The 14,903-nt window shown below is 59.9% G+C and carries 9 protein-coding genes; all 9 read right to left on the bottom strand.

Annotated features, from left to right (window positions below):
- Nucleotides 1-31 precede the first annotated feature (31 nt).
- Nucleotides 32-682, bottom strand: coding sequence for a GNAT family N-acetyltransferase (locus D9N14_RS12380; protein ID WP_290580082.1), 651 nt, complete (start codon nt 680-682; stop codon nt 32-34).
- Between the two features lie 69 nt (nt 683-751).
- Nucleotides 752-2,671 carry a diguanylate cyclase domain-containing protein gene (locus D9N14_RS12375; RefSeq protein ID WP_290580080.1) on the bottom strand — a complete coding sequence of 640 codons (1,920 nt, stop codon included), beginning with the start codon at nt 2,669-2,671 and terminating at the stop codon, nt 752-754.
- Nucleotides 2,672-2,800: 129 nt separating this feature from the next.
- Nucleotides 2,801-3,769: an alpha-E domain-containing protein gene (locus D9N14_RS12370; protein ID WP_290580078.1), complete on the bottom strand. Its 969-nt coding sequence runs from the start codon at nt 3,767-3,769 to the stop codon at nt 2,801-2,803.
- Nucleotides 3,769-5,220, bottom strand: a complete 1,452-nt coding sequence (locus D9N14_RS12365; RefSeq protein ID WP_290580076.1) for a circularly permuted type 2 ATP-grasp protein — start codon at nt 5,218-5,220, stop codon at nt 3,769-3,771. The genes D9N14_RS12370 and D9N14_RS12365 overlap by 1 nt, the downstream gene beginning before the upstream one ends.
- 47 nt (nt 5,221-5,267) lie before the next feature.
- The gene (locus tag D9N14_RS12360) at nt 5,268-6,149 is read right to left on the bottom strand and encodes a transglutaminase family protein (protein WP_290580074.1); all 882 of its coding nucleotides are present in this window, start codon (nt 6,147-6,149) and stop codon (nt 5,268-5,270) included.
- The gene (locus D9N14_RS12355; RefSeq protein ID WP_290580072.1) at nt 6,146-8,737 is read right to left on the bottom strand and encodes a circularly permuted type 2 ATP-grasp protein; all 2,592 of its coding nucleotides are present in this window, start codon (nt 8,735-8,737) and stop codon (nt 6,146-6,148) included. Before D9N14_RS12355 ends, D9N14_RS12360 begins: the two co-directional genes overlap by 4 nt.
- Before the next feature lie 51 nt (nt 8,738-8,788).
- The gene (locus D9N14_RS12350; protein ID WP_290580070.1) at nt 8,789-12,136 is read right to left on the bottom strand and encodes a DUF2126 domain-containing protein; all 3,348 of its coding nucleotides are present in this window, start codon (nt 12,134-12,136) and stop codon (nt 8,789-8,791) included.
- A 227-nt stretch (nt 12,137-12,363) separates the two neighbouring features.
- Complete coding sequence (locus D9N14_RS12345; RefSeq protein ID WP_290580068.1) at nt 12,364-13,362, bottom strand: 2Fe-2S iron-sulfur cluster binding domain-containing protein; 999 nt, start codon at nt 13,360-13,362, stop codon at nt 12,364-12,366.
- A 331-nt stretch (nt 13,363-13,693) separates the two neighbouring features.
- Nucleotides 13,694-14,902 (bottom strand): hypothetical protein, encoded by a 1,209-nt coding sequence (locus tag D9N14_RS12340; protein ID WP_290580066.1) that lies wholly within the window; start codon nt 14,900-14,902, stop codon nt 13,694-13,696.
- Nucleotide 14,903 lies beyond the last annotated feature (1 nt).

Raw genomic sequence — 14,903 nt, 5'->3', positions numbered from 1 at the left:
TTTGGTAACGACGGGATTCAAGGGCGTTGCGTCAGGGCAACAACGCCAGTTCCATTTTGCGGGCCGGATTCACACCGGCCCGGGGATTGGAGAAGGTTTTTTCCTGGGTGACCTGCAATCCCAGCCGCGAATACAATGCCTGGCCACGGGGGTTGGCCACCGACACATCCAGGCCAAACAGATCATAGCCCTGCTCCCGGGCCTGTTGCAGTTTGTGCTGGATCATCTGCGAGCCGATGCCCTGGCTGCGCTGCTGCGGGCTGACGCCGAAATTCGACAGGTACAACTCACCGGGCCGCGGCGCCCGCATCACGCTCTTCAGGTGACGGGAACGAAACAACACCGGCACCACCCCCAGATAGCCGAAGAACCGGGTCATGTTTTTTACGGTGCCGTTCAGCAGCCGCTCGTAATCCCGCCGACCATAGAAGCAACCGGTGCCCACCACTTCGCCAGCCCGCACCGCCACGGTGACGTGGGGATGGCCGGCAAAGCCGCGGCCGGAGGCAAATTCATAGCGTAAAAAATCGAGGGCCTTTTCCTGATAGAGGTAATCGTAAATATCGGGGCCAGAGCTGTACATCAACTCTGCGATCAAACCCACATCATCTGCCTGAGCGGTTCGAATGTGGAGCCTTTCCTCTGCTGTCACTGCATCTGCATTCACTGCGCCGGTCTTCATGGTGGCTGTCATCCCTGTGTGCTACTGCGGCCCGCTAATGTGACACAGGAAAAAAGGCGAAACAAGAGGCTAGTCTGAAAGCCGGTCCCGGCCCAGACTTTTCGCCCGGTACAACGCATCGTCTGCTGCGGTCACCAGGTCAATGGCAGACTGGCCGGGCCCGGGAATGCAAATGGCGATGCCCACACTCACCGTGACCCTGTCGCTGACTTCGGAGTCGCTGTGCTCAATCGACAGAGCGCGAATGGTCTCCAGAATATGACGGGCCGAGGCTTTCAAGGCTTCGACGGAAACGTTGGGTTGCAGTACGGCAAATTCCTCGCCGCCGATGCGCGCCACCAGTTCACCGGAACGATTCGCCCACTGTTTTACCGCACCCGCCACCTGACGCAGGCATTCATCCCCCTGCACATGACCGTAGGTGTCGTTGTAACGTTTGAAGTAGTCGATATCCAGAATCATCAACCCCAATGGCGTCTGGTTGCGGGCTGCCCGATTCCATTCCTGCTGCAGACTGTCGTCGAAGCGCCGCTTGTTGGCCACCTGGGTCAAAGCATCGGTGTAGGTCATCAGTTCCAGCTCGGCATTGGCTTTCTGCAACTGGTTGGTGATGGTTTTCAATTGCCGGGTTCGATCCTCCACAGCCTGTTCCAGATCCAGATGATAGTTGGCAATGCGCTCCCCCATGGCACGAAAGGTGCGCGCCATCAATCCGATCTCATCCTGGCGCTGGATCGGCAGGCGGTCCTTGGCGGTGAACGCTCCCTCCCCCAAACGCCGGGAGGCCGTCACAAAATGGGACAACGGCTCGATCACCTGACGCCGCATCACCAGATAGAGCATCACCAGCTCCACCAGCAGGGAAATCACGCTCAGCAGCAGAATAAACTGCGCCGTACTTTTCGCGGAGTCGGACAACAGGCTTTTCGGGTAGACGGTAACAAACCACCAGTCCGGCCCCTGGATGGGCGCATGGGCGATGAAGGCATCACTGGCAGGATGATAGAAAATCGGGTCGGACTGGTGCGGTTGTCGGGCCTGCTCCTGCAAGCGTTGATAGAGGTCTGCCAGCACCGGGTCCTGCAGATCCTGCACGTTCAGCTCACCCTTGGCGGCATACAATTCCGGTTGCTTGTTGGGGTGGGCGATGATACGACCGTCAGCCCGCAGGATGAAATTGTAGGCGCCGGCCAGATGATCACTGAAGACGCGATTGAACAGGTTCATCAGCAGGATGTCGTGGCCGATGGTCACCAGGTGCTGCCCCTGCCAGTCCACCGGCGTCTCGCAGGATACCATCCAGTCTTTGGCGGTGGGGTCGTAATAGAGCCCGGTCCAGCGGGTTTCCCGTTGCGGGTTGTGTTGCTGGAAGGCGATGTACATCCACTCTTCCACGGTCATGTCCAGATCCGCTTGCGCTTCCAGGCCCCAGGGAAAACCGGGCCAGTACACCAGATTCACGTTTTCCGGCATGTGCACGTAGAGATTGGCGAACTGGTTGCGATAACTGGCGCCGTAGCGCTCCAGCAACCGGTAGGACAGTACCAGGCGGGCCCGAAACGTCGCCTCCGCCACCGGCGCTGACGGGCTGACAAAACCGGAAATGGAACCAGTGGGTAAACCCTGCTCAGTGAAACCGTCGGCGAACCATTGCTGGCGGGTGCGCACGGCGCCATCGTCTCCGGCCACAAAGTACTTCGGGTAATCCTCATGGGCGGATTCGCGGGCGTGCTCCCAGGCGCGCAAAAAGATGTCCTTCAATACCTGCTGACTGGACTCCGCCAATTCGAACACCGCACTTTCGCGCTGGGCCCGCTCCACGATGTATTTACTCAGCTTGTCGATGGTCTGGGATTCCAGGGTGCGCACGATATGCCAGTAACTGAGGATGGTCACCGCCAGTACCACCAATGACACCCGAATCCCCATCTGCAGCAGGGTCAGCGTGGCAAGGGAACGTTTGACTTGGTCGGATCGGGGTAAGGACAAAGGGAATCAGCCTGAGTAAAACCGGACAAAAACGGATCTTTTCCAGTCTAGACCAATTCCCGCAAAACGCCGTTGCGGCAGGCGGCTTGCTCAGCAGCGACCGGGGTCATTCCGGTCGCTGCACACAGGTCAGGAGGCCTGCTTTTGTTCCTGCTCCTGGCCATAGATACGGCCACTGAGGAAGTACTGATCGTTGAGGGCTTCGTGGATGTTATTCAGTTCGATCTGAATGTGATCAATGAAATCGTGCAACATGGACTGATCGTAGGCATGCAGTTCCGCCCCCTGAATCAGCCGCTTGGCCTGATGAATCCGGCGCAGGCTGTTTTCAAAATCCGGCAGCTCCTGCACACAGCGCTCCATCTGCTGCACACAGAACAGGATCGAGCGCGGGAAGCGCTGGGACTGGAACAGGAACTTCACCACGTCGGCACGCCGGATGCGCGCCTGCATGGCCTGGCGGTACATCTGATAGGCTGTCAGGGATTTCAGCACGCTCATCCACTGAATGTTCTCGAAGGGCCGCAGCTCCATGCTTTCTTCCATCAGCAGGTTCGCCGAGCGCACATCAATAATACGCGAGGTCATATCGGCCCGCTCCAGGTTGCGCCCCAGGCGGATGAAGACATAACCCTGATCCCGGTTCACGGTGCCGGACAAGAGGCCAACGATGGTCTGGCTGCGCAGGATCACCTCATTGAGGTAACTGAAACGACCGCGCTTGGACATGGCCACGTTGAGCTGATCCTTGGCATAGTGGTTCAAGGCGTTGATCTGCTCCCAGGCCTCCCGCGGAATCACATCGCGCACGGTGCGGGCGTTTTCCCGCGCCCATTTCAGGGAGTTGGCGATGGACACCGGGCTGTCCACGTCGCTGATCAGGTACTTCATCACCTGGCGCTCTTCGAAGGAGTTGTATTTCTCTTCGTAGTTGGTGCGGGTGCCCGTGATGTCAATCAGGGGTTCCCAGCCCAGTACCGTTTTCTTGGGGATGTCCAGAATCAGGTTGGCGTTGACGTTGATCAGGCGCGCCATGTTTTCCGCACGCTCCATGTACCGGGCCATCCAGTACAGGGTTTCGGCTACTCGAGCTAGCATCAGGCTTCCTCCTCAACGATCCAGGTGTCTTTACTGCCACCACCCTGGGAGGAGTTCACCACCAGGGAGCCCTTGCGCAGGGCCACCCGGGTTAATCCACCCATGGTGACAGAAGTGGTGTCACCGCTGAGAATAAAGGGGCGCAGGTCCACGTGCCGGGGCTCCACCCCATGCTCCACAAAGGTGGGCACGGTGGACAATCCCAGCGTGGGTTGCGCGATGTAATTGCGGGGGTCTTTCTTGATCAGTTGAGCGAATTTCTCGCGCTCCTTTTTGCTGGCCATGGGGCCAATCATCATGCCGTAGCCGCCGGACTCGTTGGCGGGTTTCACCACCAGCTCATCCAGATGCTGCAGAACATAATCCTGTTCATCCTGGAACATACAGCGGTAGGTGGGCACATTGGGCAACAGCACCTCTTCTCCCAGGTAGTATTTGATGATCTCCGGCACAAAAGCATACACCACTTTGTCATCCGCCACGCCGGCGCCGGGGGCATTGGCCAGGGCCACATTGCCTTTCTTCCAGGCCCGCAACAGGCCCGGCACACCCAGCATGGAATCCGGGTTGAAGGCTTCCGGGTCCAGGAACAGGTCATCGATACGACGATAGATCACGTCCACCCGCTGCAGGCCTTCCACCGTGCGCATGTAGACGCAGTCGTCGTCCTGCACCAGCAGGTCGCGGCCCTCCACCAGTTCACAGCCCATCTGCTGGGCCAGGTAGGAATGCTCAAAATAGGCGGAGTTGAAAATGCCGGGGGTCAGCACCACCACTTCCGGATAGTCTGCCGGACGGGGTGACAGGGAGGCCAGCATGTCGAACAGCTGGGAGCAGTAATCGTCCACCGGCTGGATGTTGTAGCTCTCAAACAACTCCGGGAACACCCGCTTCATCACCGAGCGGTTTTCCAGCATATAGGAAACGCCCGAGGGCACCCGCAGATTGTCTTCCAGCACGTACATGGTGCCGTCGCTGTCACGCACCAGATCCGAACCGCAGATATGGGCCCAGATGTTCAAGGGCGGTGACACCCCCATGCACTCCTTCCGGAAGTTCACGGAATTGGCCAGCAGCTCCGCCGGAAAGACTTTATCCTTGATAATTTTCTGATCGTGATAGATATCGTTGATGAACAGGTTGAGGGCCTTCACCCGCTGCTTGAGCCCCAGCTCAATCTGCAGCCACTCGGACTTGGGAATCATCCGCGGCAAAATATCGAACGGCCAGGAGCGGTCGATGGAACCTTCCTCTTCGGTGTACACCGTGAAGGTGATCCCCATCTCCTTGATGGAAAGCTCTGCCACCGCCTTGCGGGTTTCCAGCTCCTCGTCGCTGTGGTCAGCCAGGTATTTCGCCAGGTTTTTAGCGTATTTCCGCGGCTTCCCCTTGGGTTTGATCAATTCATCGAAGAACTTGCCCGGGTCGTATTCGTTCCAGCTTACAGACATATAATCGCTTCTTTTGTCTCGCAATAATGCTTGTGGGTGAACTGCTTCTATTCTTCAATCCGGCGCACATCCACGAACACTTTCAGCTCGTGATCGTCGCCGCCGTAAATTACCCCTTTGAGTGGGGTCACATCTGCAAAATCTCTGCCAAAGGCCAATGTTATGTGCTGGTCCTTGGCCATCATATTGTTGGTGGGATCGAAGTGCATCCAGCCGAAATCGAGCATGTAGACGCCAAACCAGGCGTGCGAGGCATCCGCACCCTCGAGCTTTTCCTGCCCCGGCGGCGGCACCGTCTCAAGGTAACCACTGACGTAACCCGCCGCCAGGCCCATGGCCCGCAGGCAGGCAATGCCCAGGTGGGCGAAGTCCTGGCACACCCCGCGCCGATGCTCCATCACCGTGTGCAGGGGGGTACTGATGGTGGAAAACCCCGGGTCGTATTTGAAATCCGTGAAGATCCGCTGCACCAGGTCCTGGATTGCCTCCAGCACCGGTCGCCCCTCGGTAAAGGACTCGGCGGCGTACTCCTTCACCTCATCAAACACCGGTATCAGCGGCGACGGCAGGATGTATTCGCGCACCACGATGTGCTCGGGATCAGTGGCGGTCTTCAGGCTGTCCCGGACAAACTCCCAGGGGTAGTCGGCCGAAAACAGTGCCTGCTGGGTGTGGTCCAGCACCTGCACCTCGGAGTACACGGTGACGGATAACTCCTTGTGGGGCTGGAGAATATCGAAGCTGGTGACCTGGTTGCCAAAATAATCAAAGCGCTTGTGGAGCGATTCTGGTGCAGGGTGAATGACGAACCGATTGCGCGCACAAGTTTGGTGCGCACTGTTCACCGGTGACATGCGGGCCTCGTTGAAACACATGCTCACCGGACTGCTGTACTGATAATGGGTGGTGTGCTTGATGTGATACTTCATGCCGGCAACTCCAGCTTGGTGGGAGCCAGTTGGCGCGCACTCTGGGTATGGGTGAAGTAACGCTGGTGCAGCAGTTCGGATACTTTCTCCAGGCGCCGCTCCACGCTGTCCAGCAGCTTGGCCAACGCCCGTCGACTGCCCAGCTCATCATTGATATTGGCCAGCTTCTCCACTTCCGCCAGCTTGATCTCGGTGCTGGCCTGCAAAATCAGCCGCTGCTCCCGACTCAGGTGATGGGACGGGGTAGGCTGGGGCAACGCTTCCATGAGTGACATGATCTTGTCCACCTGATAGGCCAGGGAGCGGGGGTGGCGGGTATCCAACAACATCAGGTCCAGCACCGTGAAGATGTGTTGCACGGACCGGTAGCGGCGGCGGTGGGTGATCAGGCTTTCGTGATTCACCAGGGTGGCCTCCAGCATCAGGTGCTCCGGCACCTCACCGGCGTACTGGACAAAACAGGTGCGGATGAAGCAGATCAGCTGCAGTGCCCGCTCCATGCGACGCCCCACGTTGAGCAGATACCAGCCATGTTCGTGGGGCATGCTTTCCTGGGTCTGGGAATTGAACGCCATCAGGGACGCCAGCAGGCTGTCCAGCTCGGTCTGCAGGATGGAGAAGCGGGTCTTGTTGGAACTCAGGTACTGCAGGTTCTCGTCGATATCATCCACCACCCGCCAGGTGTCCACCGACCACAGGTCGCGCACGTTGTAGGCGCTCTGCAAGAGGGCATTGAGGGTGCCGATGAGGCTGCTGCGATGTTCCCGGTTCAACACCATGTCCATGATGTGCAGACGGGGCCGCTTGAGTTTTTCTTCGGCATCCTCGCCGGTGAAGCCGGGGTAGACCCAGGTGAAGTGGGTCAGTGCTTCCAGCAGGTGGTTGAGCACCACCTGATCCGACACATCGCGGTAATCGTCATAGTCCGCCAGCTTGTTGAGCACGGTGCGAATCAGGCGCAACAGGCCCTCGGAGCGCTCGGTGTAGCGGCCCACCCAGAACAGGTTTTCCCCGGAACGGGAAGGCAATACACCCTCGCCGGACATCAGGCTTTCCATCTGCCGGATGCTGGGCCACAGGCTGGCCTGATGCACCGGTTTATCCGCCAGAATCCAGGTGTCCTTGGACAGGCCGCCGGTCTGGTTGGTGACGAAGAGGGCGTCCTCGTCCTGGGCCACCCGGGTCAGGCCACCGGGCATGACATCGTAATCCCCCTGGTGGGCGGTGAGGAACGTACGCAGCAACACCCGCCGCGGTACCAGTTTGCCATTGCGCAGGGAAGGCGCGGTGGAACAGCTCAGCACCTGCTGCCCCACATACATGTGCGGCTCGGCCTGGATGCGGAGTTTCAGTTCCTGCATTTGTTTTTCACTGAGGGCAGAACCGAACACCGAGGGACCACGGCGATCAATGGGTTTGATCACCAGGTCACGAATATTGGCCAATACATAATCCCGTTCTTTTTGCTGACCACACCACCAGGTGGCAGCAGAAGGCAGCAGGATTTCCTCCCCCAGCCAGTGCTTGGCAATGTTGGGCAGGAACGGCATCAGGGCCGGGCTCTCCAGGATGCTGGAGCCCAGGGGATTGGCGATGATCACATTGCCCAGGCGGGCGGCCTGCAGCAGGCCGGGCACCCCCAGGTGGGAATCCTCCCGCAGCTCCAGGGGGTCGCAGAAGGTGTCATCCACCCGCCGCACAATGATGTCCACCTGCTTGAGGCCATCCAGGGATTTCATCCAGACCTTGCCACCGCGCACGGTCAGGTCATCCCCCTGCACCAGGCTGTAGCCCAGATACGAGGTCAGGTAGGCATGCTCGAAATAGGTTTCGTTGTGGGGCCCGGGGGTGAGGATCACCACCCGGGGATCGTCTTTGCGGTGGGGCAGCAGGCTGGCCAGCATGCTGCGCAAATGGCGGAAGAAGATCGACAAGCGATGCACCTGGGTACGGCGGAACTCCTCCGCCATCACCCGGGTCATGGCCATGCGGGTTTCCAGGGCATAGCCGGCACCGGAAGGCGCCTGGCTGCGATCCCCCAGCACCCACATGCGGCCGTCCGGCCCCCGCGCCAGATCGGCGGCATAGAGCAACAGATGGGGCAGGTCCTTCATCTGCACCTGGTCACAAGCCCGCAGAAAGCCCTGCTGGGCGTAGATCAGTTCCGCCGGAATCAGGCCTTCCTTGATCAGGCGGCGGGGGCCATAAATATCCCGCAGGATCATGTCCAGCAGGCGCGCCCGCTGTTTCAGGCCCACACTGATGGCACCCCAGTCCTGGCTGTTGATCACCAGGGGAATGGGGTCCAGCTGCCAGGTGCGCTTCTGGCCCTTGGGGTCGTTGTAAATGTGGTAGGTCACCCCATTCTCACGCAACAGGCGACGGGCATCGGTACGCCGACGCTCCAGCTCGCTGTCGCCGAGTTTGGTGAGATCCTTCATCAAACGGCGCCAATGGGGGTTAACCCGGGCACTGTCCTCTACCCACATCTCATCGTATCCCACCATATCCCGGGGATAATGCTCCAGAACCTGCTCCAGGCTTGGTGCCGGCTCAGCGCTTGTCTTTTCTTCTGTGTTGGTTGCCATACAGCCCTAAATAGAACCCCTTACACTCATTTCCCAGAGATTATAACGGGTTCACGACAGAGTGCGCAGGGGTCTACGCAAATCCAGGGTGTAGGGGTATTCCCGATTGATCTCGTCCGCCGGCGGTTGCATGGGGCCCACGCCACTGCCATGGGGGTAAAAACGGTCCTCACTCTGCATGAAGGGGCGCACTTCCGGCGGCACCGTCAGCGGTCCCTGAGTGTGGCCATGGCTCCAGAAGCGGCTGATACGGCGGCCTTCCGCCTCATAGGCGTTCACCGGGAAGGTATCGTAGCTGCGGCCCCCGGCGTGGTGCACGTGATAAGTACAACCGCCGATGGAACGGCCATTGAAGGTATCCACCAGGTCGAACACCAGGGGTGAATGCACGCCAATCAAAGGATGCAGGGCAGAAGGTGGCTGCCAGGCGCGGTAACGGATTCCGGCCACATACTCACCGTGGGTACCGGTAAAGTTGAGTGGCACCCGGCGCCCGTTGCACACCAGTACGTAACGGCCCTCGCTGAGTCCGTGGACCCGCACCTGCATGCGCTCCACCGAGGAATCCACAAAGCGGGAGGTACCGCCCCGGGTCACTTCCTCACCCATCACATGCCAGGGTTCGATGGCAGTCTGCAGCTCAATCTGGATATCGCGGATGTTGACTCGCCCGTAATGGGGGAAACGGAATTCCAGAAACGGCTCCAGCCATTCCAGCTGGAACGGATAGCCCTGCAGCTGCATGAACTCGCACACATCGCGCAGGTCTTCCCACACGTAATGGGGCAGCATAAAGCGGTCGTGCAGCTCGGTGCCCCAGCGCACCAGCCGGTGTTCGTAGGGTTTGTGCCAGAACATCATCAGCAGGGTACGCAGCAACAGCATCTGCACCAGGCTCATGCGCGGGTGGGGCGGCATCTCAAAGGCGCGGAATTCCAGGATACCCAGGCGCCCGGAAGACGAATCCGGTGAGTACAGCTTGTCGATACAGAACTCGGAGCGGTGGGTGTTACCGGAAATGTCCACCAACAGGTTACGCAGCAAGCGGTCCACCAACCAGGGCTGGGAGATCTCTTCCTTGGGCATCTGGCTGAAGGCGATTTCCAGCTCATACAGACTTTCGTTGCGACCTTCATCCACCCGCGGTGCCTGACTGGTGGGCCCGATAAACAAGCCGGAGAACAGGTAGGACAGGCCGGGATGGTGCTGCCAGAAGGTGATCAGGCTGCGCAACACATCCGGGCGTCGCAATAAGGGTGAGTCCGACGGCGTGGCGCCCCCCATGGTAACGTGGTTGCCGCCGCCGGTGCCGGTGTGACGGCCGTCGAGCATGAATTTTTCAGTGCCCAGGCGACACTTGTGAGCAATGTCATAGAGGGTATGGGTGTTGTTCTGCAGCTCGTCCCAGGTATGCACCGGATGCACGTTCACCTCGATGACGCCCGGGTCCGGGGTCACCATGAACTTCTCCATGCGGTTGTCTTTGGGCGGCTCATAGCCCTCCAGTACCAACGGCATATTGAGTTCGTGGGCAGCCCCTTCAATGGCGGCCATCAGCTTGATGAACTGGTCACCGTGGGTCAGCGGTGGCAGGAATACATACAGGCAGCCATTACGCACTTCGGCGCACATGGCGGTCTGGATGAACGATTCAACTTCGTTCACCTCGTCATTCTGGGTGTACTCAATGGGCGCCAGATTGGGTGGGTAGTAGGGGAGCGCCGGGGCCGCCTCAAACAGGCTCATGGGCTGGTGATATTCCCGCTTCTCCGGCGGCAGCCAGTGAATCACCTCCAATGGCAAACGCATGCCGATGGCGGAATCCCCGGGCACCAGATGCAGGTGACCCCGGCGGAAGGTCCAGGTACAGCTGTGCCAGGCCTGCTGGTACCAGTCCCAGTTCAGGGGCAACACATACCCCACCGGCGCATCCAGGCCCCGTTGCAGATGGGCCAGCAGGCGTTTGCGTTCACCTTCCAGTTTGAGGTCGTGTTCCAGGGGATCGAACTGTGCCGGCAGGTTGCCTTCCTGCCACATGTAGTAGATGGCATCTTCGTAGGCCGGCAACACAAAGCGGTTGGGCAAACGCAAACGCTTGCACAGAGCCGTCATAAAGCTCTGGGCATCGTCGGTGCCCAGGCCGTAGTTGCGGTTGGGGTCGGCCATCAGATTGGGGTAGTGCCAGAGGGTATGGCCGTCCTTGCGCCAGTAACAGGCGTATTGCCAACGGGGCAGGGGCTCGCCGGGATACCATTTGCCCTGGCCGTAGTGTTTGACGCCGCCGGGGGCAAACTGATTCTGCATGGCCAGAAACAGATTATGGGCCAGGGCCCGCTTCTGGGGGCTGTCCGCGGTGGTGTTCCACTCCGGCGATTCCATGTCATCCACCGACACAAAGGTGGGTTCCCCCCCCATGGTCAGGCGCACGTCGTTGGCCATCAGTTCTTCGTCCACCTTGTAGCCCAGGGCCTGGATGTTCTGCCACTGGTCTTCGGTGTAGGGTTTGGTAACCCGGGGATCTTCGTGAATGCGGTCCACCCGGTTTTCAAATTCGAATTCCACCTCGCACTTGCCGGTGGCCCCAGTCACCGGCGCCGCGCTCACCGGGTCCGGTGTACAGGCCAGGGGAATGTGACCTTCCCCGGCGAACAGACCGGAAGTGGGGTCCAGTCCGATCCAGCCGGCGCCGGGCACATAGACTTCGGTCCAGGCGTGCAGGTCGGTGAAATCCTCCTCCGGGCCGGACGGTCCATCGAGGGATTTCACATCGGATTTCAATTGCACCAGATAGCCGGACACAAAGCGCGCCGCCAGGCCCAGATGCCGCAGTATCTGCACCAAAAGGAAGGCAGAATCCCGGCAGGAGCCGATTTTGCGCTCCAGGGTTTCCTCACAGGTCTGCACCCCGGGCTCCATGCGGATGGAGTATCCGATGTCGTTGAACAGCCTCTGGTTCAGCTCCACCAGAAAATCGACAATGCGCTTCTCACCACGGTCGACTTTGCTCAGCCACTCCATCAACAGGGGGCCTTTTTCCTTGATCTCAAGATACGGCACCAGCTCTTTCGCCAGTTGTTTCTCGTATTCGAACGGGTAATCGTGGGCGTACTCTTCCACAAAAAAATCAAAAGGGTTGATCACCTTGAGGTTGGCGATCACCTCCACATCAATCTGCAGTTCTTTGGCCGGCTCCGGGAACACGACCCGCGCCAAGAAGTTGCCAAACGGATCCTGCTGCCAGTTGATGAAGTGGTTCTCCGGCTTGATCTTGAAGGAATAGGCCTCGATGGGCGTGCGGCTGTGGACCGCCGGGCGCAAGCGAAATGTATGGGGAAACAGTTTCGTATTGCGATCATAGGAATACTTGGTGTGGTGACGAATGGCAACTCGAATGGACATAACTATCCTTGCAACTAACAGATTGAAACCGGTGGCGAGCTTAATACCATGAAGCGACTCAATCATGACAGCAAAAGTTCGCCTGCACACAAGCGCAATTTCCATGCCATGACGAAGATCGGAAAAACGCTGAGAAAATCGACGCTTGTGGGACTTTACTGCTCAATTAAGAGTCATCGCGGGGCGGCGGTGTCTCCTGTTGGCGCATGGGGGGATACTCAGGCGCTCTATTGTTGCCCAGCCATCGCAGCGTCCGCCGGACTTTTCTCCCCTGGGGAAAAGGTTTTGATGAAGATGTCCTCCATCAGGGCACCGCGGTAGAAGCAGTACTCCTTGAGAAAATCCACCATGGGTTGGGCCCCACACAGATACACCAGATGCCGCCGCAGGCGGGGATGCCGCTGGGGAATCAACTCCACCAGGTCCCCCAACAGCAGGTCGGGCTGATGCTCGGGATTGCGGTGCACCACGGGAAAATAGTGCAGGTCCGCGTGTTGTTGCGCCAGCGCCCGGAGTTCATCCACCATGTACAGGTACTGGGGTTCACCGGCGGCGGCGTACAGATAGATTTCACCATGATGGCCGTCATTGAGGGCCTGCCGCAAGACGCCGGTGAGCGGGGCCAGGCCGGTGCCGGTGCCCACCAGCAACAGAGGCTGCCCCGGCATGGCCGGGCTGTAATAGGTATCGCCGGTGGCGGGGCTGATCTGGCACTGGTCGCCCACGGTCAGTTCATGCTCCAGCCAGTGACTCACCAGGCCATTGGGCCGCCGCCGCACATGCAGTTCCACAAAGCCGTCATCCGGGGAGCTGGCGATGGAGTAGGTTCGACCGCGGGTTTCCGTGCGCCAGAGGATGGTGTGTTGTCCGGCGCGCCAATCGATGTCCGCCTGCAGGCGCACCATCAGCACCCGCTGGTTCAACACCCGTTTCTCCACCAGGGTGGCGGTGGTGCGGGCCTCCAGATTGCCGGCCAGGGTAAACTGCAGGTCGTCCTTGGGATAGCATTGGCAGGTGAGAAAGTATTTGAGGCGACGCTGGTTGGCACTCAACCCCATCTGCGCCTCCGCCGGCACCGTACCCCCCAGGGCCTGGGCCATACAGCCATGGCAAACACCGGAACTGCAGCTGCAAGGGACTTCCACCCCGGCATTCTCCAACCCTTCCAGCAGGTTTTTCCCACTTTCCAGCGTGATCTGTTGATGTTGGTAGGTGATGGTAGGCATGGGGCTTCCGCTAACGGTTCTGGAATACAAGCTGACTCAGTTCATCAACGGTGGCCGCCCGTTGGTGTCAGGCAGCGAACCTCGGCAAGAGGCCACGCAAGTTCTACGCCAGTCAGTATCCAGGGTCCGGGATGAGCGTCCTCAACACCAACCTAAGCCACTGATAGATTTGACAATCACCAGGAATCACCACGACGGAAGCGGACCGCGGAGCGCCCTGGGGTGAACGGTAATTAACCTGACTGATTGCCCGCTGAGCGCGCAATCTCTGTCAGCATCATCACAATCCTGTGACCCCCGTGGGAAATGGAACCAAGCTGGTGCAAGGCGGCTACAGCAGTTCCGCCTGCCACACCAGGCCCACGGCAATACGCTGGATCGATTCCATCTGTATCCCGTCGTCCACCGCCTCCAGCCGCAGTGCCAGGCCCGGTTGCACCTGCCAATGGTAGACCGCGCTGCTCCGCTGCGGGTCGTGGTCCGGGTTATACAATCCGGTCAGGTCTGCCAGTGCCCCGGCCGCGGCGCCGCTCAGGTGGTTCTCCAGCACCAGACGCTCCCAACGCAACCCCAGCGTGTGCGCCCCACGCCCCAGGCTGGCCTGCAGCCAGCCACCGTTATCCTCCGCCGACCAGGGCGCCAGCCGCGTGCTGTCACGGACACTGCCTTCAATGCTTACCTGCAGGTATTGCGCTTCCAGCGCCCAATGCCAGTGGCTGGCATGGCCACCGGCCAGGCGCAGGAAGGCGCCACCTATTTCGGTGCGCCCATCGAACCAGTATTCCGGCAGGGTGGTGCTTTGGCTGACGCTACCGTGATCGTGGCCATCCGCAGAATACCGGGTATCCGACCGGTTCACCGCATCCGCCTGCAGCCACCAGATACCGGCAAATACCGGCACCCCATTCCAGCCATCCCGGTAGTGCAGGTAGACATCGTTCAGCTCCTCCCCCTCACCGGCGGCGGGAAAACTGTCCCCGCGCCAGCTCTCCAGCCCCAGCTGCCATGCTCCCAGGTCCAGGCTGACGCGGGCGCCGTCGTCGTTTAACTGGCTGCCCAGAAACGCCTGCAGGGGCAGAGGCGTTTCGCTGAACAGCCGATCACTGGCATGCTCACCATTGGCGGGCGTCATGGCAGCGGCCATCCGGCCGGCGGCCAGGGTGGTCAGGACGGGGCCGGTATCCAGCTGCAGTCCGCCATAGGCATGATGAATCTCCGCATCGGACACGCCGTCATGACTGGAGATCTGCAGGCGACCGAACACCCGCTCTGCGGTGCGATGGGCCAGATCCAGGCGCGCCTCATCCACCGTCACCCCCCCGTCCACCGGATAGGCTTCGCCCCCCATCAGCACGCCGGGAATCAACCAGCGGCCGTCGTCCTGCAGCAACATGCCGTCATCGCGCCAGGTGACACTCACCGCCGCCGACACCCGGGTGCCAACCTCCGTGGGTGTCTCGCCGTGGCCATGGCCGTTCACCGACAACAGGCAAGCCAACAGGGTGCCGATCACCCGGCACAGGGGGAAGGTGCGTATCATG

The sequence above is a fragment of the Ketobacter sp. genome, assembly GCF_003671495.1.
Classification (GTDB): domain Bacteria; phylum Pseudomonadota; class Gammaproteobacteria; order Pseudomonadales; family Ketobacteraceae; genus Ketobacter.
The sequence above is the reverse complement of the archived record's forward strand: the minus strand, read 5'-3'. Positions and strand labels throughout refer to the sequence as shown.